The sequence below is a fragment of the Streptomyces sp. UNOB3_S3 genome (assembly GCF_020740895.1).
Taxonomy (GTDB): Bacteria; Actinomycetota; Actinomycetes; order Streptomycetales; family Streptomycetaceae; genus Streptomyces.
On sequence record NZ_JAILXP010000008.1, the window covers coordinates 23856 to 44070 of the forward strand.

The following is a 20215-nucleotide window of genomic DNA, read 5'->3' on the forward strand; positions in this document are numbered from 1 at the left end:
GCGGCGGGCGGCGGCCGTGGGGCCGATGGGGCCTTCCTGACAGTGGTGTGACGGTCCGGGCGGCAGACAGGACGCTTGTCGGGTTACCGTTCGAGTGGCGTTGCGGGCTTTTTCCGTTTGACACGGGGGCGGGATGTACCGTCACACTCCGCAGCGTCACCGCAACGCCCACACCGAAACGCCAACCGAGTGTCGACCGGAAGAAGAGCGAAGTTGTCCCCGACCAGCGAGACCGCACAGGGCGGCCGCCGACTCGTCATCGTCGAGTCGCCTGCCAAGGCGAAGACGATCAAGGGCTACCTCGGCCCCGGATACGTCGTCGAGGCGAGCGTCGGGCACATCCGTGACCTCCCGAACGGGGCCGCCGAGGTCCCGGCGAAGTACAAGGGTGAGCCCTGGGCCCGGCTCGGCGTCAACGTGGACAAGGACTTCCAGCCGATCTACGTCGTCAACGCCGACAAGAAGGATCAGGTCAAGAAGCTCAAGGGGCTGCTGGCCGAGTCCGACGAGCTCTTCCTCGCCACCGATGAGGACCGCGAGGGCGAGGCCATCGCCTGGCACCTCCAGGAGGTCCTCAAGCCCAAGGTCCCGGTCCGCCGGATGGTCTTCCACGAGATCACCAAGGACGCCATCCAGGCCGCCGTCGCCAACCCGCGCGAGCTGAACAAGAAGCTCGTCGACGCCCAGGAGACCCGCCGCATCCTCGACCGCCTCTACGGCTACGAGGTCTCGCCGGTCCTCTGGAAGAAGGTCATGCCGCGGCTGTCCGCCGGCCGGGTGCAGTCCGTGGCCACACGGCTGGTCGTCGAGCGGGAGCGGGAGCGCATCGCCTTCCGGTCCGCCGAGTACTGGGACCTCACCGGCACCTTCGGCACTGGTCGCCCCGGTGACAACAGCGACCCCTCGACCCTGATCGCGCGGCTGGCCTCGGTCGACGGCCGCCGTGTCGCCCAGGGCCGTGACTTCGGCGCGAACGGGCAGCTCAAGGACACCGCCCAGGTCCTCCACCTGGACGAGGCGACCGCCCGCGGGCTGGCCGCCGCCCTCGCCGGCACCGCCTTCTCGGTGCGCTCGGTCGAGTCCAAGCCGTACCGCCGCTCCCCGTACGCGCCGTTCCGCACCACCACGCTCCAGCAGGAGGCCTCGCGCAAGCTGGGCTTCGGTGCCAAGGCGACCATGCAGGTGGCCCAGAAGCTGTACGAGAACGGCTTCATCACCTATATGCGTACGGACTCCACCACGCTCTCGGACACGGCGATCACCGCCGCCCGGGCGCAGGTCACCCAGCTCTACGGTGCCGACTACCTGCCGGAGAAGCCGCGCACGTACGCCGGGAAGGTCAAGAACGCCCAGGAGGCGCACGAGGCGATCCGTCCTTCGGGTGATCGTTTCCGCACCCCCGCCGAGACGGGTCTGACCGGCGACCAGTTCCGGCTCTACGAGCTGATCTGGAAGCGGACCGTCGCCTCCCAGATGAAGGACGCGACCGGCAACTCCGTCACCGTGAAGATCGGCGGCCGGGCGAGCGACGGCCGGGACGCCGAGTTCAGCGCGTCCGGCAAGACCATCACCTTCCACGGCTTCATGAAGGCCTACGTCGAGGGTGCCGACGACCCGAACGCCGAGCTCGACGACCGCGAGCGCCGGCTGCCGCAGGTCGCCGAGGGCGACGCGCTGTCGGCCGAGGAGATCACCGCCGACGGCCACGCCACCAAGCCCCCGGCCCGCTACACCGAGGCCTCGCTGGTCAAGGAGCTGGAGGAGCGGGAGATCGGCCGCCCGTCGACCTACGCGTCGATCATCGGCACGATCCTCGACCGCGGCTACGTCTTCAAGAAGGGCACGGCGCTCGTGCCGTCCTTCCTGAGCTTCGCCGTCGTCAACCTGCTGGAGAAGCACTTCGGCCGGCTCGTCGACTACGACTTCACCGCCTCCATGGAGGAGGACCTCGACCGCATCGCCCGCGGTGAGGCCCAGGCCGTGCCGTGGCTGCGCCGGTTCTACTTCGGCGAGGGTCCTGAGGGCGGCGCCGCCGACGCCGGCAACGGCGACGGCGACCATCTCGGCGGTCTGAAGGAGCTCGTCACCGACCTGGGCGCGATCGACGCCCGCGAGGTGTCCTCCTTCCCCGTCGGCAGCGGCATCGTGCTGCGCGTGGGCCGATACGGCCCGTACGTGGAGCGTGGCGAGAAGGACGCCGAGGGCCACCAGCGTGCCGACGTCCCGGCCGACCTGGCCCCGGACGAGCTGACGGTGGAGTACGCGGAGGAGCTGCTCGCCAAGCCGAGCGGCGACTTCGAGCTGGGCGCCGACCCGGGCACCGGCCACCAGATCGTCGCCCGCGACGGCCGCTACGGCCCGTACGTCACCGAGGTGCTCCCCGAGGGCACCCCGAAGACCGGGAAGAACGCCGTCAAGCCGCGTACCGCGTCGCTGTTCAAGTCGATGTCCCTCGACACGGTGACGCTGGACGACGCGCTCAGGCTGATGTCGCTCCCGCGCGTCGTGGGCACGGACGCCGAGGGCGTGGAGATCACCGCGCAGAACGGCCGCTACGGCCCGTACCTGAAGAAGGGCACGGACTCGCGCTCGCTGGAGACCGAGGACCAGATCTTCGGCATCACGCTGGACGAGGCCCTGGCGATCTACGCGCAGCCCAAGCAGCGCGGCCGCGCCGCGGCCAAGCCGCCGCTGAAGGAGCTGGGCACCGACCCGGTCAGCGAGCGCCCGGTCGTGGTCAAGGACGGCCGCTTCGGCCCGTACGTCACCGACGGCGAGACCAACGCGACGCTGCGCCGTGACGACGACGTCGAGACGATCACGCCGGAGCGCGGCTACGAGCTGCTCGCGGAGAAGCGCGCCAAGGGGCCGGCCAAGAAGACGGCGAAGAAGGCGCCCGCGAAGAAGGCCGCCGCCACCGCCAAGAAGGCCCCGGCGAAGAAGACCGCGGCCAAGAAGACGGCGGCCGCCAAGAAGACCACGGCGACGAAGAAGACCGCCGCGGCGAAGAAGACGACGGCCAAGAAGACCGCGGCCACGGCGGCCGCGGCGGCCGACGCCGAGTAGGCCGGACGGGCACTGAGCAGGCCGGACGGGCCGCTTCCGACGGGGGTGACGGGTCGCCTCCTACGGGGGCGGCCCGGTCCGTACCAGCCCCCGGGGGGATCCGGACGTAAGTTCGTATATACGTTCGTATTGACAGTCGGCATCCGGACAACTCCGGATAGGCTGGCAGGATGACGCGAGCCGAGCAGCCACCTGTGGAGAGCCCCGTATCCGGAGCACTGGCCGCGGACTCCCGCGAGCGTGCCGTACGGGCCCTGCTGCGCTTCCGTCCGCTGCGGCGGCTGTGGAGCGCCCAGTCCGCCGGGGCCGTCGGCGACGGCCTCGCCGTCTTCGTCCTCATGCTGCTGGCCCTTCAGGCCGCGGTCGAGGGGGGCTCCTTCGGCGGTGGCTACCGCGGCGCCGCCCTCGCGATCGCCGCCGTGACCGGCGCGCGGCTGCTGGGCACCCTGCTCCTCGGCGCGGTCCTGCTCGACCCGCTGTCCTCGCTCTTCGCCCCGGCCGGCCGGCTCGACCGCCGCTGGACGATGATCGGCGCGGACGGACTGCGGTTCGCGCTGCTGGCCGTCGCGCCCCTGTGGGCCGACTGGACCGGGAGCCAGGCCGTCGTCTGGCTGCTGGTCACGGCCTTCCTCGTCGGCGGCGCCGAACGCGTCTGGACGGTCGCCAAGGACGGCGCCGTCCCCGCCCTGCTGCCCGCCCCGCCGCCCGAGGGCGACGCGGTGCGCCCGCTGCCGGACCACCAGGAGGCGCTGCGACGGCTGTCGCTGCGCACGACCTACCTCGCGCTGCCCGCCGCGGCGGTCGCGCTCCTCGTCATCACCCTGATCGGCAATCTGCTCGGCTCGGGCATCGACTGGTTCCACCTCCACCAGGCGGCCCTCGGCTCGTTCCTCGCGGCCGGGCTCTTCGCGACGTCCGGCGCGGTGCTCCACCAGCTGACGCTGCCCTCCCTGCCCGAGGGCGTGAAGGCCCCCCGCGCGCGCTCTCCGCTGGAGGGCCTGCGCCGTCCCAAGACCGCCCACGGCGCCGCCGACAAGGGGCGCACGGGCGCGATCCCGGTGCTCGTCCTGTCCTGCGCGGCCATCGCGGGCGCGGTCGCCGCGGCCGTCGGCGTCGCCGTGCTCCAGGCGGCGGACCTCGGCGGCGGCCCCGTCGGCTTCGCCCTGCTGGCCCTCGCACTCACCGGCGGCCCGGTCCTGGGCATCCGCGGCGCCCGGAAGGTGCTGCCCGGCTTCTCCCGCCGCCGGCTGCTCGCGCTGGCGCTCGCCCTGACGGGCGCCGCGCTGCTCGCCGCCGGGCTGGTGCCCGACGCGACGACCGTGCTGCTGCTCGTCCTGCTGGCGGGCTGCTCCGCCGGCGTCGTCGCCAACACCGGACACTCCCTCCTCGACCAAGAGACCGAGGAGGCCCACCGGGCCCGCGCCACCGAGCACCTCCACGCGGTCGTCCGCCTCACCGTCGCGCTGGGCGCGGTCGTGGCGCCCGTCCTCGCCGCGGTCATCGGGCCGCACCGGCTCGTGTCCGGCTCCTTCGTCTTCGCGCACGGCGGGGCGGCGTTCACGCTGATGCTCGTCGGCGCGCTGCTGCTGCCCGTGGGCGCGCTCGTGCTGGGCCGCACCGACGACCGCCACGGGGTGCCCTTCCACCGCGACCTGCTGGACGTGGTGCGCGGCGGCGACCCCGCCGAGGGCACGGCCCCCGCCGGCTTCTTCATCGCCTTCGAGGGCGGCGACGGCGCCGGGAAGTCCACCCAGGTGCGGGCGATCGCCGAGTGGATCCGCGCCAAGGGCCACGAGGTCGTCGTCACCCGCGAGCCGGGCGCCACGCCCATCGGCAAGCGGCTGCGCGCCATCCTGCTGGACGTCGCGTCGGCCGGCCTCTCCGACCGCGCCGAGGCGCTGCTCTACGCGGCCGACCGCGCCGAGCACGTCGCCTCCGTCGTACGGCCCGCCCTGGAGCGCGGCGCGGTCGTCATCACCGACCGCTACATCGACTCGTCCGTCGCCTACCAGGGCGCCGGGCGCGACCTCTCGCCGACCGAGATCGCCCGGATCTCGCGCTGGGCCACGGACGGGCTCGTCCCGAACATGACGGTGCTGCTCGACGTCTCGCCCGAGACCGCGCGCGAACGCTTCACGGAGGCGCCGGACCGGCTGGAGTCCGAGCCGGTGGAGTTCCACCAGCGCGTCCGGACCGGGTTCCTGACGCTCGCCGCCGCCGACCCGGCGCGGTACCTCGTGGTGGACGCCGGGCAGGAGCCCGAGGCCATCACCGGGGTCGTCCGCCACCGGCTCGACCAGATGCTGCCGCTGTCCGCCGCCGAGATCGAGGCCCGCGAGGCCGCGCGCGCGGCCGCCGTGGAGGCGGCGCGCCAGGCGGCCGAGGAGGAGGCCCGCCGCAAGGCGGAGCGGGAGGCCGCGAAGGCCGCCGCCCGCGAGGCGGAGGAGGAGCGCCGCCGGGCCGAGGAGGCCCGCCGGAAGGCGGAGGAGAAGGCGGAGGAGGAGCGCCGCCGGGCGGAAGAGGCGCGGCTGGAGCGCGAGCGGCAGGAGCGGTTGCGCGCCGAGGAGGAGCGCGCCCGGCGTGAGGCCGAGGAGGCCGCGCGCCGCGAGGAGGAGCGCCGCGCCCGGGAGGCCGAGGAGGAGCGCCGGCGCGAGGCGGAGGAGCGCGCCCGCCGTGAGGCGGAGGAGCGCGCCCGCGCCGCCGAGCAGGAGCGGCTGCGCGAACAGGCCGCCGAGGAGGCCCGGCTGCGCGCCGAGGCCGAGGAACGGCGCCTGGAGGAGCAGCGCAAGGCGGAGGAGGCCCTGCTGAAGGCCGAGCGGGCCCGGCTGGCGGCGGAGGCCGCGACGTCGGGCGCGGCTGCGGCTGCGGCTGCGACCCGTGAGGCAGCCGGTGTCGCCGACGCCGCGGACGACGCGCCCACCGTGCCGCAGCCCACGCTGCGGAAGCCGGAGGCGGGCGACGAGGGCGCGGGTACGGGCGCGGGTGCCCGTTCCGGCAGCGGCGATCGTGGTTCCGCACGGCCGCCGGTCGTGGGGACCGCTGCCTTCCGCAAGGACGCCAAGGACGCCAAGGACGCCAAGGACGCCGGCGACGCGCCGACCGTCGAGACGCCCCGGCCCCCGGCCGGTTCCGAGGACCGGACGGCCGTGCTGCCGCCCGTCGTGGCGCCGATGACGCCGACCCAGCGCGTCACCTGGGGCGTCGAGCCGAAGGACGCCCCCCGTGGGCAGGGCTCGGAGTCGGAGGAGACGGCCGTGCTGCCGAAGCCGCCGGTAGCGCCGTCGGCGCGGCCCGAGCGGCCCGAGCGGCCGGAGGACCCGGTGGACCGGGTGCCCGACTGGCTCTTCCGCAAGGACGACGACGCCGCCCCGGAGGCCGAGCGCACGCGCGAGCTGCCGCAGGTCGACGCGGAGGCCGAGGGCGCCGACGGGCCCGCCCACCCCAGGCTGAAGGCGCGGCGCCGTCGCCCCGAGTGGGCGGGCGACGCCCCGACGCTGGCGGACGACCTGCTCGGCAAGCGGGACGCCGACGGCGACGAGGGCGAGCGGCGCTAGGCGCCGCTGGAAGTGCGGCGACGGGGCGTCGGCCGGCTGCGGCGCCGTCGTGGCCGGTCGCGCCCACGCGGCGGTAGCCGCATGTCGACACTGCCCCGCGCCCCTTCGGGGCCCGGGTGTCAGTGCCGTGGCCCACAATGGGAAGCCGCAGGACCGACGGCGCGGAGGACAGCCATGGCGGTGTGGGACGACCTGGTCGGCCAGGACCGGGTGATCGAGCAGCTCGCCGCTGCCGCGCGGGACGCGGACGCGCTGGTCACGCCCGCCGGCACGGAGCCCTCGGCGGCGCCGTCGGAGGCGCCGGGCGCCTCCCGGATGACGCACGCGTGGCTGTTCACGGGCCCGCCCGGCTCCGGCCGGGCCACCGCCGCCCGCGCCTTCGCCGCCGCGCTCCAGTGCCGCAGCCCCGACCGCGCGACGGGCGGCGCCCCCGGCTGCGGATTCTGCGAGGGCTGCCACACCACCCTCGTCGGGACGCACGCGGACGTGGAGATCGTCCGTACGGACCTGCTGTCCATCGGCGTCAAGGAGACCCGTGACCTGGTCCGCCGGGCCCAGCTGTCGCCCGCCGGCGGCCGCTGGCAGGTGATCGTCCTGGAGGACGCGGACCGCCTCACCGAAGGCGCGGGCAATGTGCTGCTCAAGGCCGTGGAGGAGCCCGCCCCCCGGACGGTCTGGCTGCTGTGCGCGCCCTCCCTGGAGGACGTGCTGCCGACGATCCGCTCCCGCTGCCGGTCCCTGACGCTGCGCACGCCCCCCACGGCGGCGGTGGCCGACATCCTCGTGCGCCGGGACGGCATCGAGCCGGAGCTCGCGGTCCGCTCGGCCCGCGCCACCCAGGGGCACATCGGCCGGGCCCGCCGCCTCGCCATGGACGAGCGCGCCCGGGCCCGCCGCGCGGCCGTGCTGAAGATGCCGCTGCGCGTGGCCGACATGGGCGGCTGCCTCAAGGCGGCCCAGGAGCTGATCGACGCCGCCGCCGAGGACGCCAAGCAGGTCGCCGAGGAGGTCGACACCAAGGAGACCGAGGAGCTGCGGGCGGCGCTCGGCGCGGCGGCGGGCACGGGCGGCCGGCTGCCGCGCGGCACCGCCGGTGCCATGAAGGAGCTCCAGGACCGCCAGAAGCGCCGCGCGACGCGCACCCAGCGCGACAGCCTCGACCTGGCCCTGACCGATCTGACCGGCTTCTACCGCGACGTGCTCGCGATACAGCTCGGCTCGCGCGTCGAGCTCGCCAACGACGACGCGCGGGACGCCCTGGAGCGCGTCGCGCGCGGCTCCGGGCCGGAGGCGACGCTGCGCCGCATCGAGGCGATCACGGCCTGCCGGCAGGCGCTCGACCGCAATGTGGCGCCGCTGCTGGCCGTCGAGGCCATGGCGGTGGCGTTGCGCGCGGGCTGACCGCCGGGCCGACCGGGCGGGCCGACCGGCGTCCGGATGCCGTACGGGTGCCGTACGGGCGCCGTCCGTCCGGGTGACGGAGGCCCCGTCCGGGGGACGGGGGGAACAGGTGAGCCGGTCGGGGGAGGGTGAGTAGTACGAGGAACGGCGGGCACACCGCAGGTTGGGTGATTCCTCACTCGTATGAGGACTAGTGGGCCGTAAGGCTGGCCAAGTCGGGTATCCGTCCGGATACGCTCCGTATGCCCGCGTGGTCCTGTGCATGTCGCATGTCCGTATGTCCGACGGATGTCCGGATGCCGGATGCCCCACGGCCACCTGTCTCCCACCCCGAGGGGCCAGCCGATGGACACCAGTCGCCTGTTCCGCACCTCCGGCACGCTCGCCGCGACCGCGGCCCTGCTGATCTCCGCCGCCGTCTCGGGGGCCGCGGCGCCGGGCACGGCGGCGGCCAGATCGCGGGAAACGGCCGACCCCGGCTCCTTCGCCTCCCTCCTCCCGTCCGGGGCGGCCGACGAACAGGCGGCGCTCCCGGAGCTGGCCCCGCTGCCCACCGCCCTGCCGCGCGCCCTCCGGCCGTACTACGACCAGCGGCTCGCCTGGCACTCCTGCGGAGGCAAGCGCGCGGACTTCGAGTGCGCCACGCTGCGCGCCCCCCTCGACTACGAGGCCCCCCGCTCCCACGACGACGTGCGGCTCGCCGTCTCCCGGAAGAAGGCCACGGGCCCCGGCAAGCGCCTCGGCGCCCTGATGGTCAACCCCGGCGGCCCGGGCGGCTCGGCGATCGGCTTCCTCCAGGAGTACGCGGCCTCCGGCTACCCGTCCGCGGTCCGCGCGCAGTACGACATGGTCGCGATGGACCCGCGCGGCGTCGCCGCGAGCCAGCCCGTCACCTGCCTCTCCGACAAGGAGATGGACGCCTACGCCCAGGTCGACACCACCCCGGACGACGCCGCCGAGGTCCGCGAACTGGTGGGGGCGTTCCAGAAGTTCGCCCAGAGCTGCGCCGCCCGCTCCGGCAAGCTGCTGGGCCATGTCTCGACCGTCGAGGCGGCCCGCGACATGGACGTCCTCCGCGCCGTCCTCGGCGACGACAAGCTGCACTACGTCGGCGCCTCGTACGGCACCTTCCTCGGCGCCACCTACGCGGGGCTCTTCCCCTCCCGCGTCGGCCGGCTCGTCCTCGACGGCGCCATGGACCCCGGCCTCGACGCCCGGCGGATCAACCGCGACCAGACGGCGGGCTTCCAGACCGCCCTGGCGTCCTTCGCGGCGGACTGCGCCCAGCACGAGGACTGCCCGCTGGAGGGCGGCCGTCCCGATGTCGCGGGCGTCCGCCTCAAGCAGTTCTTCGAACGGCTCGACCAGCACCCGCTGGCCACCGGCACCCCCCGCCGGCTCACCGAGAGCCTGGCCACCACGGGTGTGATCTCCGCCATGTACGACGAGACCACCTGGCCCGTCCTCCGCAAGGCCCTGCACAACGCCCAGACCGGCGACGGCGCTCTGCTGCTGCGCCTCTCGGACCTCTACTACGAGCGCGACCAGCGCGGGCACTACACCAATCTGATGCCCGCCAACAACGCGGTGAACTGCCTCGACCTCCCGCCCGCCTTCCGTGGCCCGGCCTCCGTCCGCCGCGCCCTCCCGGACTTCGAGAAGGCCTCCCCGGCCCTCGGCTCCAGCTTCGCCTGGTCCGCCCTGAGCTGCGCTTATTGGCCCGTCAAGGCCACCGGCGGCCCCCACCGCATCCCGGCCCGGGGCGCCGCCCCCATCCTCGTCGTCGGCACCACCCGCGACCCGGCGACGCCCTACCCCTGGGCCCGCGCCCTCGCCTCCCAGCTCTCCTCCGGCCGTTTGCTCACCTACGACGGCGACGGCCACACCGCCTACACCCGGGGCAGCCGCTGCGTGGACGGCGCGATCAACGACTACCTCCTCACGGGCACCCCGCCCCCCGCCTCCCGCAAGTGCTCCTGACCTGCGGGATCCCCCTGCGGACGGCTGTGTACGGAGCACCCTTGGAAACTGTGTAGACTTAGGCGCGCTGCACACGCCACTCTTGGTTACGCAGCTTGCCGCCTTAGCTCAGTTGGCCAGAGCAACGCACTCGTAATGCGTAGGTCTCGGGTTCGAATCCCGAAGGCGGCTCCGCCAAAGCCCGGCCCGGACTTCGTCCGAGCCGGGCTTTTTCGTACCCGGACTGCCTGGACAAGACGAAGCCCGGGCCGGGGTTCTGCCCGGGCCGGGCTTCGTCTTGTGCCGGGAGGGGGCCCGGGGGTGGGTCAGAGGATGTCGGTGCCCGGGTCGAGGCCCAGGAGGACTCGGCCCTGGACCTCCATGTTCACGTTGACCTGGGCCAGGGCGTGGAGGGTGAAGCCCAGGATGTCGCGGTGGAAGCGCTGGAAGGGGACGTCGCGCTTGATGACCGAGGCGCCGCTCGCGGTCTGGAGGAGCTCGACGGCCTCCTTGGCGAGCTGGCCCGCGAAGGCGGTGCGGCCGCGGACGATGGCGCGCTCCTCCAGGGTCGGGTCCTCGCCCGCGTCGGCGCGGCGCTGGAGGAGGTCCAGCCACTTCGCCGAGAGGGCCTCCGCCGCGTCGATCTTGTTGGCGGCGGTGGCCACCTGGATCTGGGTGAGCGGGTGCTGCTTCTGGTCGGTCCAGGAGGTGTAGGTGATGCCGCGGCCCGGCAGGCGGTCGAGGAAGAGCTCGTAGGCGCCGCGGGCCACGCCGACCGCCATCAGGGCGTAGGCGGACATGATGAACGGGACGACGCCGTACTCGCGGCCCTTCGCGGTGCTGTTCCAGCGGCCGGGGACGCCGGTGCTCATGATCTCGCCGTAGGAGGCCACGCGGTGGGCCGGGACGAAGACGTCCTTCGCCGTGGTGGTGGCGCTGCCGGTGCCGCTGCCCGAGGTGACGTCCCAGTCCTCGGTGATGGACAGCTCGGACATCGGCACGAGGGCGAGGAACTCCTCGGTGGTGCCGTCGGGGTGCTCCAGCATGGCGGCGAGGCCGTCCCAGTCGGCGCCGTGGCAGCCGGTGTTGTAGTTCCAGCGGCCGCTGAGGAGGTAGCCGCCCTCGGTGGGGACGAGGGTGCCGGTGGGGGCGAAGCCGATGGAGACGCGGACCGAGCCGTTGGCGAAGACCTCCTCCTGCGCCTCGTCGGGGTAGAAGGCGGCCATGCGGGCGCCGGTGAGCCAGACGGTCATGGCCCAGCCCGTGGACGGACAGGCCCGGGCGATCTCGGAGACGATCGCGCCCTGGTCGGCGATGTCCAGGTCGAGGCCGCCGAAGCGGGCCGGCACGGCCATGCGGAAGACGCCGGCCTTCTCCAGGAGCTCGAGGTTCTGCTCGGGTACCCGGCGCTTCTCCTCGGCCTCCAGGCCGTTCGCCCGGATCGCGGGGCGCGCCTCCTCCATCGCGGCGAGCAGGGCGGTGAATTCCGAATTCGTGGCCATGAACGTTCCTCCGGCAATTGGTGTTTCCTCGTGTCGAGGTTTGCAGGAGTCCGGCCATTTGCCGTCCACCCGGTTCAAGCGGAAGGTCATTCGCCGGTAATTGCACGCCGGTGAACGCCCGTTGATCGGTGGTGTGCGAGGGTGGGCCCGCAGCGGCGCTTACCTGATGGTAAGTACCCACTTTCAAGTAGGTACTTCCCTGGTGGGAGCCGGTGAGTGAATCTGAGTGGGCAATACATTTCGTCCTTGGATAGGAGCTGTGATGGCGGGCAACGACCACGCACCGGTGACGGTCATCGGCCTGGGTCTGATGGGGCAGGCGCTGGCCGGGGCCTTCCTGAAGGCCGGGCACCCGACGACCGTGTGGAACCGCTCCGCGGACAAGGCCCAGGAGCTGGTGGGCCAGGGCGCCGTGCTCGCGGCCACCCCGGCCGAGGCCGTGGCCGCCTCCGAGCTGATCGTCGTGTGCGTCTCGGACTACGACGTGATGCACTCGGTCCTCGACCCGCTGGGCTCCGCGCTCTCCGGGAAGATCGTGGCCAACCTGACCTCCGGCTCCTCGGAGCAGGCGCGGGAGAAGGCCGGCTGGGCGGCCGGTCACGGCGCGCAGTACCTGGACGGCGCGATCATGACCGTGCCGGCCCTCATCGGCACCCCCGAGACCGTGCTGTTCTACAGCGGCCCGGCCGACGCCTTCGCCGCCCACGAGGCGACCCTCAAGGTCCTCGGCGGCAACACCACCCACCTGGGCGCCGACCACGCGCTGGCCGCCCTCTACGACGTGTCGCTGCTCGGCGTCATGTGGGGCACCCTCAACAGCTTCCTCCACGGTGTCGCCCTGCTGGGCACCGCCGGGGTGAAGGCGACCGAGTTCCTGCCCTGGGCGACCGCGTGGGTCGACGTGGTGAAGAACTTCGCCACCGACTACGCGAACCAGATCGACGCGGCCGACGGCGCGTTCCCCGCGAACGACGCCACCATGGAGGTCCACGCCGGTGCCCTGGAGCACCTGCTGCACGAGAGCGAGGCGCAGGGGATCAACCCCGAACTCCCCGCCTTCGTCAAGGGCCTGATGGACCGTACGATCGCAGCCGGTCACGGCAAGAACAGCTACGCCAGCATGGTCAAGGTCTTCCAGCAGCCCAAGGCGTAGCACCGCAGAGCCCCCGGGGGTGTCACCCCCGTCCCCCCGGTGAAGGGCCCGGATCCGCGTGCGCGGTCCGGGCCCCTTCGGGCATGCCCCGCGCCCGCCGGAATCCGGTCCTGGTATTTCTGGGTATTCCGGTGGATCAGGGGTGTAAGGGAAACATCAAACCGACCGTCCCGTATGCCATGATCGGTGCCATGACTCTTTCCTGGTACGAACTCGTCACCGCCGCCACCGATTCCGCCACCGCGCTTCTGGAGAAGTCCGAGGGCGACTGGTCCCGCCCCGCGGGAACCCTGGAATGGAGCTGTCAGCAGACGGCCTCCCACCTTTCCCAGGCGGTCACCGGATACGCGGGCCTGCTGATAGCCCAGCCGAAGGACCGCTACATCACGCTCATGACCCACATCGACGCCGGGGCGTCGGCCGCCGCGAAGGCGGAGGGCATCCGGATCGCGGGCCGGCTGCTGGCCGGTGTCGTGCGCGAGGCCTCGCCCGAGGCCCGGGCCTGGCACCCGTGGGGCACCAGTGACGTGGCGGGCTTCTCCGCCATGGCCGTCGCCGAACTCCTCCTCCACAGCCGCGACATCGCCCTCACCTTCGGGCTGGACTGGGAGCCCTCGGACGAGCTCTGCGCCCCCGTGCTGGAGCGCATCTTCCCGGGCGCGCCCACGGGCCACGGTGCCGCCGAGACGCTGCTGTGGAGCACGGGCCGTGGTGATCTGCCCGGCCTCGCCCGTCCGGCCGAGTGGCGCTGGTACGGCGACGTCCGCTGAGGCACTGGCACTCCGTGAACGGCAGTCCGTGAACGCCGGTGGTGCCCGGGTGGAGGAGATCCGCCCGGGCACCACCTTCACGGCCCGCCGGGCGGCAGTCCGCGTCAGCCCGTCATGGAGGTCATCCACAGTGGCGTCACGGCCCGGGCGTCGCGCGGCGCCGTGACCCGGCTGAGCGAGGTCACCTCGGACGGCTCCGGGTTGAGCACCTCGCGCTGGAGCCGCTGGAGTTCGGGCGAGGGCTCGAGGCCCAGCTCGTCGTTGAGGATGCGGTAGAGGTTCTGGTACGCCTGGAGCGCCTCCGCCCGGCGGCCCGAGCCGTGGAGGGCGGAGATCAGCTGGCCGTGGAACCACTCGTTGAGGGGGTAGGCGTGCACCAGCAGGCGGAGCTCGGGGATCGACTCGCGCTGCCGGCCGAGCCGGGTCTGGCCCTCTATGCGCAGCTCCAGCGCCCGGATGCGCAGCTCGTCGAGGTGGGCGATGGAGCCCGCGAGCAGGTCGCCGGAGGGGATGCTGGAGAGCACCGGGCCGCGCCACAGCCCCAGCGCCTGGTTGAGGTGATGGACGGCCGACTCGGGGTCGCCGTCCTGGAGTTCGGAGTGTCCCCGGGCGATCAGCTGCTCGAAGACCTTGATGTCGACCTCGGTGTCGTCGACCTGGATGACATAGCCCGGCGCGCGCGTCGCGAGGAGGGTCCGGCCGGCGGCGGCCAGTTCCTCGCCGACGAACATCCGCCGGGCGTGGTAGATGTACGTCTGAAGTGTCGTCAGGGCGCTGCGTGGCGGCTTCTGGCCCCAGAGCTCCTGGATCAGCGAGTCCGCCGTGACGATCTCGTTGGGCCGGGTCAGGAGAAGTGCCAGTGCCTGACAGACCTTCGGGGTGCTCGGTACGTAGGTCCGGCCGTCGTCCGCGACGATCTCGAACGGCCCGATGAGGTTGAACCTCACTGCGCACACTCCTGTTCCCGGCGCGACCGATGAACCCTGCGCCGATCACCTGAAAGGGTGATTCTGACAGTAGGCATGCCAGGTACGGATTCCTACCGAAGGGACCCAAGAGTGTCATGTTACCTAACGGTAGGTATTTTAATAAGGGGCTACTTTGATGGGACTACGTCCGTTGTGCCCATCGGCTGATCCACTGCCCGGCCGCCCCTGTACCCGCGGTACGTACCGCTCATGGGCGGTACGTACCCCGAGACACCGTCAATCCCCCGGCTACTGCGGCTGGTTGCCGTGCTTGCGGGCGGGCAGTGCGGCGTGCTTGTTGCGCAGCATGGTGAGCGCCTCGATGAGCGTGGCGCGGGTGAGCGCCGGGTCGATGACGTCGTCGACGAGGCCGCGCTCGGCCGCGTAGTAAGGGTGCATCAGTTCGTCGCGGTACTCGGCGATCCGGGCCTGCCGGGTGGCCTCCGGGTCGTCGGAGGCGGCGATCTCGCGGCGGAAGACGACGTTGGCGGCGCCCTCCGCGCCCATCACGGCGATCTCGTTGATGGGCCAGGCCAGGGCGAGATCGGTGCCGATGGAGCGGGAGTCCATGACGATGTAGGCGCCGCCGTAGGCCTTGCGCAGCACCAGGGAGATACGGGGCACGGTCGCGTTGCAGTAGGCGTAGAGCAGCTTGGCGCCGTGCCGGATGACGCCGCCGTGCTCCTGGTCGACGCCGGGCAGGAAGCCGGGCACGTCGACGAGGGACACCAGCGGGATGTTGAAGGCGTCGCACATCTGGACGAAGCGCGCGGCCTTCTCGGAGGACTCGATGTCCAGCACGCCCGCCAGCCGCTGCGGCTGGTTGGCGACGATGCCGGTGACCTGGCCGCCCAGCCGGGTCAGGGCACAGATGATGTTGGGCGCCCAGCGCTCGTGGACCTCGAAGTACTCGCCGTCGTCGACGATCTCCTCGATGACCGCCCGCATGTCGTACGCCTGGTTGGGGTCGGCCGGGACGAGGTCGAGGAGGGCGTCGTTGCGCCGGTCGACCGGGTCGTGCACCGGCTCCACGGGCGGCAGTTCACGGTTGTTGGAGGGGAGCAGCGACAGCAGGTGGCGCACGTCCTCCAGGGCGGACTCCTCGTCGTCGTAGGCGTTGTGCGCCACTCCGGAGGTCTCGGCGTGGACGTCCGCGCCGCCCAGCCCGTCCTGGGTGATCTTCTCGCCGGTGACCGCCTGGACGACGTCCGGGCCGGTGATGAACATCTGCGAGGTGCCGCGCACCATGAAGACGAAGTCGGTGAGCGCGGGGGAGTAGGCCGCGCCGCCCGCGCAGGGGCCCATGATGACGCTGATCTGCGGCAGCACACCGGAGTTGCGGACGTTGCGCTGGAAGATGCCGCCGTAGCCGGCCAGCGCGGTGACGCCCTCCTGGATACGGGCGCCGGCGCCGTCGCACAGGCCCACGATGGGCGCGCCCGCCGTCTCGGCCAGGTCCATCAGCTTGTGGATCTTCTGGGCGTGGGCCTCGCCGAGGGCGCCGCCGAAGATCCGGAAGTCATGGGCGTAGGCGAAGACCGTACGGCCCTCGACCTTGCCCCAGCCGGTGATGACGCCGTCGGTGTAGGGCTTCCGGTCCTCCAGGCCGAAGCCGGTGGCGCGGTGCCGGCGGAAGGCCTCGGTCTCGGTGAACGTGTCCTTGTCGAAGAGGAGTTCGAGACGCTCGCGGGCGGTGAGCTTGCCCTTGGCCTTCTGGGCCTCGGTGGCCCTGGCGCTCGGTCCTTCGAGGACCCGCGTCCGGAGGTCCGCCAGCTCCGCGACGCGTCCGGTCATGTCTGCGGGGGCGGCGGGGGGCGCGGCGGCCGCCTCCGGGGACGGCCGGTCGCCGACGTTCAGCGGTTTGTCCTCGACGATGCTCACGGGTGCCTCTCTCCGGTTCGGGAAACGCGCGGCCGCGCCCCGGCCGCTGCCGGGGCGCCCGGCGGTCCCAGCCTGACGCCCGGCGCTTGAGGCCAGCTCGAACGGTCCTGGACCCGGAGGCGTGACGGCGGGACTCCACCGGGCCTCGATCCGGTCTCGAGCCCCACGAGCCCCGGCGACAGGGCGCCCCTCGACCCCCGCTCTAGGGGTTCCGCACAGGCTTGGGACGTGCTCACAGAGACGATCTCCCCCGACCTGTTCCGTGCCGCGCTCTCCCGCTGGGCCAGCGGTGTCACCGTGGTGACCACCACCGATGCCGACGGCCGGAACCATGGGTTCACCGCCAGCGCGTTCTCCTCGGTCTCGCTGGACCCCGCGCTCGTCCTGGTGTGCCTGGACAACCGGGCCAACTGCTTCGAGGCCTTCGACAAGTCGGAGGGCTTCGTCATCCACCTGCTCGCCCAGGGGCAGGAGGGCCTGGCGGGCAAGTTCGCCAGCAAGGGCGCCGACAAGTTCGCGGGGACGGACGTGCGGCTCTCCGAGCGCGGGCTGCCGCTGCTGCCCGGCGCGCTGGCCCGGCTGGAGTGCCGGACCGAGCGCCGGATCCCCGGCGGCGACCACCTGATCCTCATCGGCGAGGTGCACCACGCCGACCAGGGCGACGGCGAGCCGCTCGTGTACTACCAGCGCGGCTTCCACGAGCTGATCCCCGCCGGGGCGACGCTCGCCTGACGAGGATCCTTCGTACGGCCCGTCGTTCAGGCGGCCGTCCCGGCCGAGTCGGACGGGACGGCCGCCGTCGCGCGCGTGGCCGGGAACGCCTCGGTGCCCGCCATGACCACGGCGAGATGGGCGGCCGACGCGAGCGTCACATGCCGGTGCCAGCCCTGGAACGAGCGGCCCACGAAGTCCCGCATGCCCACCTGGTCGGCGATGCGCCGGGCGTCGCGGTCGGCGACGGCGGTCAGCCGGGTCAGCCGCAGCAGCGCCCCGATCGGCAGGTCGACGGCGTCGGTGAGCCACAGCCGGGGCTGCCGGCGCTCGCCGCCGGCCCATTCGCCGATCAGCCGCATGGGCCGCCAGGGGCTGCCGTCCGGGCGCCCGGCGCGGTCGCGCAGGGGGCGGGGGAGCAGCACGGGGACGGTGGTGGCCACGGTGTCGCGGCGGTCGTCGCGGGTGAGGGTCCACTCGGTCGGCCGGCGCAGCCGCTTCACGGCCTCCAGCAGCTGTCCCGCGGTCGTCGTCCGCTCGCTGTAGCCCTGGAGGGCGGAGCCGTCGGCCCGCAGCCGGGTGGCCGCGTCGACGCGCATCAGCAGCGGGGCGCCCAGCGACTCCAGCCGGCGGGCGCACTCGGCGGCGTCCAGCCCGTCGACGTTCACCACGACGGGCACCCGCCCCGACGACTCGCCGCCGGCCCGGGGCGCCAGCTGGCTGACACAGTCCTCGGGGGTGGCGGTGCGCACGGTGGCGGGAATGCCGGCGCCCCGGCGCCGTTCGGCGTCGGCCAGCCAGCTCTCGGTCAGCAGCAGCCGCCAGTCGACGGGCACGGCGTGGGCGCCGGAGACCATCCACGCCCCGTACGCCTGCTGGCTGTTGACCGTCTGGCCCAGGTCGGGCAGGAAGCGCGGCTCGACCCCCACCGAGTGGACGCCCGCCTTGGGGATCACCGTGGGGCGCACGACCCAGGCCTGCGGCTCCAGGAGTTGCTCGGTGTGGCGCGCCAGGGCCTGGCGCACCGGCCGCCACTCCCAGGACGAGTCGCTGATGAAGTGGTGGACGCTCTGCCGGGCGGTGGCCCCGCCGATCTGCGCCGCGATGTTCCGCAGCGTCTTGCGCCCCTCGGCGGCCAGCAGGCCGCGTACGTACTGTTCGGCCCGAAGGCGCTGGTCGCTCCGCTGGAGCGAGGCGAAGAGCGTGGTGCGCAGCTCCGCCAGTACCTGTTCCGGTGCCCGGTCGCCCAGGACTGGACGGCTCGAGTCCGTTCCCATCATTCCCCCCACTGCGATGGCCGGACGGCCGACCCCCGAAGCATGTTGATCCGCTGTGCGTGTTGGTTATGCGTAACGGGCCTGGTACGAGCAGGCAGATATCACCCCAGACCGGGACTGGTCACCCCTCGGGCTGACTACTGTAAATAAACCATACGAACGGTTTCACCGGGTGAAGGTTTGGCCAATGGTCAGGGTCCGTTCGGCCCGCCCCCCTGGCGAGCCGGTGCGAGCCCCGTCCGTCGGCCGCCGGGCTCAGACGCCGGCGGTGTCGCCCTCGCCGCCCTCGCCGGAGCGGGCCGCCTCGAACAGGCGCAGCGGGCGGTCCGGCGCGACGTCGAGCCGGGCCAGGACGGCCGGAACGGCGATGTTCGGCAGCAGCATCTGGTACATCAGGGAGATCTCGTGCACCAGGGCGTCGCCGCGCTGGTGGGGGACCTCCTCGGCGATCAGCTGGACGCCGGTCCAGGCGCCCACGAGGAAGCGCGAGGTCTCGTACGGGTCGACATGGGCCAGCAGCTCGCCCCGGGCCTTGGCGTCGGCCAGCAGATCGGCGCCCACGGTGATCCACTCCGGCCACTTGGTGCCGAACAGCTTCCGCGCCCGCTGGTCGACCGACAGCCGCAGCGAGGCCCGCAGCAGGGGCTCCCTCGGCATGCGGTGGGCGAGCAGCAGCGAGGTGTCGGCCAGCTCCTGGAGCTTGAACTGCTGCGGCAGCACGCCTTCCGTGGTCACCGCCGTGTCCAGGACGCCGCGGGCCAGATCCTCCTTGGAACTGAAATGGAAGTAGAGGGCTCCCCTGGTCACATCGGCCCGGGCCAGGATCTGGGAAATGGTGGCCGCTTCATAGCCGCACTCGTCGAAGACGATTCCGGCGGCTTCCAGAATCACCTGACGGGTCCGCTTCGCGCGCTCCTGCTGTGCCACGGAAACCCCCTCCTTCTGTTCGGCTACCCCAGGGTTGATTTGTACCAATGGGTAGGTATCCTCGGCGGCGAGTGCCCACCCAGGCTCAATCCCACGCATCGGCGACCCAGGGGGGATCATGTCCGCAACGGTGCAGCAATCCTGCACGCTGGAGCCCGGAATTCCGAAATCGGCCGGGGCTTCGGAGGCGGCAACCGTACCGTCCCCCCGGTCTTCGGCCGAACAAGTCGCGGAACCGCGCGGCGAACCAGCCGCGGGGCCGGTTCCCCGACCCGGGCGCAAGAGAATCGCCAAGGAACTGGTCCACCTCCACGACGAGGCCTCCGTCCTCGTGGTGGACTGGGTGCGCCGGGGCCCCTCGGAATTCACGCTCACGGTGGAGTGGCCCGCCTCGGCGGCCGGCGACCGGCCCGATCCGGAACTGGCCGCGCATACCCTCCGGCAGTGCGGACTCGCTATTTCGCACGCCGAGTTCGGTGTTCCGCTCGACCATCAGTCGCTCTTGCGGAAGCTGGACTTCAGCATTGCGCCGGCGGCGCGACCGGAAGGAAATGATCCACTACTTCTCAGCGTCGATCTGCGGTGTTCACCGGAGAATGCCCGCGATGCCCGGGGCCATGGTTGCGAGGCCATGGATTTCACGGTCCGCGCCGGTGCCCGGACGATCATCCGCGCCCGGTCGCTCGCCACGTGGATTTCCCCGGGCGTCTACCGCCGGCTGCGCGGCGCCCACCTCTCGCCGCGCTGGGGCGACTGGGAGATACCCCCGCCGGTGGCGCCCTCGGCCGTCGGCCGCGCCCGGGACGGCGAGGTCGTCCTGGCGGCCGGCGACGCCCCGGGCCGCTGGCGGCTGCGCAATGACCCGGCCAACAAGGAGATGTTCGACCACCCCGTCGACCATGTGCCCGGGCTGGCCCTCTTCACCGCCGCGTGCCAGGCGGCCCGGGCCGCCCGGACGGCGGCCTCGGCCGGGGACCTCCCGCCGGGCACGGTCGAGGTGACGATGGCCTACAGCCGGTACGTCGAATTCGACGCGCCCTGCTTCC

General features: G+C 72.7%; 13 protein-coding genes and 1 tRNA gene. 9 read left to right on the forward strand and 5 right to left on the reverse strand.

All coding sequences use genetic code 11. From position 1 onward, the window contains the following. Window positions 1-213 precede the first annotated feature (213 nt). The 5 genes from topA to K6I33_RS02050 all read left to right on the forward strand — a co-directional run bounded on the left by topA (window position 214) and on the right by K6I33_RS02050 (window position 10172). Entirely contained in the window at window positions 214-3066 is a 2853-nt protein-coding gene (gene topA, locus K6I33_RS02030; protein WP_229347909.1) for a type I DNA topoisomerase, read from the forward strand. 170 nt (window positions 3067-3236) lie between these two features. Further along, window positions 3237-6620, forward strand: coding sequence for a dTMP kinase (gene tmk, locus K6I33_RS02035; RefSeq protein WP_229347910.1), 3384 nt, complete (start codon window positions 3237-3239; stop codon window positions 6618-6620). A 174-nt stretch (window positions 6621-6794) separates the two neighbouring features. Then, on the forward strand, window positions 6795-8021 hold the full coding sequence (locus K6I33_RS02040) for a DNA polymerase III subunit delta' (RefSeq protein WP_229347911.1): 1227 nt from the start codon (window positions 6795-6797) through the stop codon (window positions 8019-8021). 345 nt (window positions 8022-8366) lie between these two features. Beyond that, window positions 8367-10001 carry an alpha/beta hydrolase gene (locus K6I33_RS02045; RefSeq protein WP_229347912.1) on the forward strand — a complete coding sequence of 545 codons (1635 nt, stop codon included), beginning with the start codon at window positions 8367-8369 and terminating at the stop codon, window positions 9999-10001. Window positions 10002-10098: 97 nt separating this feature from the next. After that, a tRNA-Thr gene (locus K6I33_RS02050) sits at window positions 10099-10172 on the forward strand. Window positions 10173-10306: 134 nt separating this feature from the next. Here the strand turns inward: K6I33_RS02050 and K6I33_RS02055 are convergent. Next, window positions 10307-11482, reverse strand: a complete 1176-nt coding sequence (locus tag K6I33_RS02055; protein WP_229347913.1) for an acyl-CoA dehydrogenase family protein — start codon at window positions 11480-11482, stop codon at window positions 10307-10309. Between the two features lie 262 nt (window positions 11483-11744). Here K6I33_RS02055 and K6I33_RS02060 point away from each other — a divergent pair, with 262 nt between their 5' ends. Beyond that, window positions 11745-12635, forward strand: a complete 891-nt coding sequence (locus K6I33_RS02060; RefSeq protein ID WP_229347914.1) for an NAD(P)-dependent oxidoreductase — start codon at window positions 11745-11747, stop codon at window positions 12633-12635. A 191-nt stretch (window positions 12636-12826) separates the two neighbouring features. Continuing rightward, a complete protein-coding gene (locus K6I33_RS02065; RefSeq protein WP_229347915.1) occupies window positions 12827-13405 on the forward strand; it encodes a maleylpyruvate isomerase N-terminal domain-containing protein in 579 nt (192 codons plus the stop codon). 104 nt (window positions 13406-13509) lie between these two features. On the opposite strand, the gene K6I33_RS02070 is transcribed toward K6I33_RS02065, so the two are convergent. Together K6I33_RS02070 and K6I33_RS02075 are read right to left on the reverse strand one after the other, a co-directional pair. Then, the gene (locus K6I33_RS02070) at window positions 13510-14352 is read right to left on the reverse strand and encodes an AfsR/SARP family transcriptional regulator (protein WP_229347916.1); all 843 of its coding nucleotides are present in this window, start codon (window positions 14350-14352) and stop codon (window positions 13510-13512) included. A gap of 270 nt (window positions 14353-14622) precedes the next feature. Then, window positions 14623-16167, reverse strand: coding sequence for an acyl-CoA carboxylase subunit beta (locus K6I33_RS02075; RefSeq protein WP_229347920.1), 1545 nt, complete (start codon window positions 16165-16167; stop codon window positions 14623-14625). A gap of 315 nt (window positions 16168-16482) precedes the next feature. Here K6I33_RS02075 and K6I33_RS02080 point away from each other — a divergent pair, with 315 nt between their 5' ends. Next, window positions 16483-16986 carry a flavin reductase family protein gene (locus K6I33_RS02080; protein ID WP_229347917.1) on the forward strand — a complete coding sequence of 168 codons (504 nt, stop codon included), beginning with the start codon at window positions 16483-16485 and terminating at the stop codon, window positions 16984-16986. A gap of 26 nt (window positions 16987-17012) precedes the next feature. Here the strand turns inward: K6I33_RS02080 and K6I33_RS02085 are convergent, their stop codons facing one another. Continuing rightward, window positions 17013-18242: a transposase gene (locus K6I33_RS02085; protein WP_229347918.1), complete on the reverse strand. Its 1230-nt coding sequence runs from the start codon at window positions 18240-18242 to the stop codon at window positions 17013-17015. 255 nt (window positions 18243-18497) lie between these two features. Then, complete coding sequence (locus tag K6I33_RS02090) at window positions 18498-19169, reverse strand: ScbR family autoregulator-binding transcription factor (RefSeq protein WP_229347919.1); 672 nt, start codon at window positions 19167-19169, stop codon at window positions 18498-18500. 118 nt (window positions 19170-19287) lie between these two features. Between K6I33_RS02090 and K6I33_RS35915 the strand changes: the two genes are divergently transcribed. Beyond that, window positions 19288-20215, forward strand: a 928-nt coding sequence (locus K6I33_RS35915) for a ScbA/BarX family gamma-butyrolactone biosynthesis protein (protein ID WP_275126610.1), incomplete at its 3' end; no start/stop codon positions are given.

Bases quoted from the DNA above. Each gene is read 5' to 3' on its own strand.
- tmk (WP_229347910.1), top strand. From the start codon at position 3,237: ATGACGCGAGCCGAGCAGCCACCTGTGGAGAGCCCCGTATCCGGAGCA.
- K6I33_RS02040 (WP_229347911.1), top strand. From the start codon at position 6,795: ATGGCGGTGTGGGACGACCTGGTCGGCCAGGACCGGGTGATCGAGCAG.
- K6I33_RS02045 (WP_229347912.1), top strand. From the start codon at position 8,367: ATGGACACCAGTCGCCTGTTCCGCACCTCCGGCACGCTCGCCGCGACC.
- K6I33_RS02055 (WP_229347913.1), bottom strand. From the start codon at position 11,482: ATGGCCACGAATTCGGAATTCACCGCCCTGCTCGCCGCGATGGAGGAG.
- K6I33_RS02060 (WP_229347914.1), top strand. From the start codon at position 11,745: ATGGCGGGCAACGACCACGCACCGGTGACGGTCATCGGCCTGGGTCTG.
- K6I33_RS02065 (WP_229347915.1), top strand. From the start codon at position 12,827: ATGACTCTTTCCTGGTACGAACTCGTCACCGCCGCCACCGATTCCGCC.
- K6I33_RS02075 (WP_229347920.1), bottom strand. From the start codon at position 16,167: ATGACCGGACGCGTCGCGGAGCTGGCGGACCTCCGGACGCGGGTCCTC.
- K6I33_RS02085 (WP_229347918.1), bottom strand. From the start codon at position 18,242: ATGGGAACGGACTCGAGCCGTCCAGTCCTGGGCGACCGGGCACCGGAA.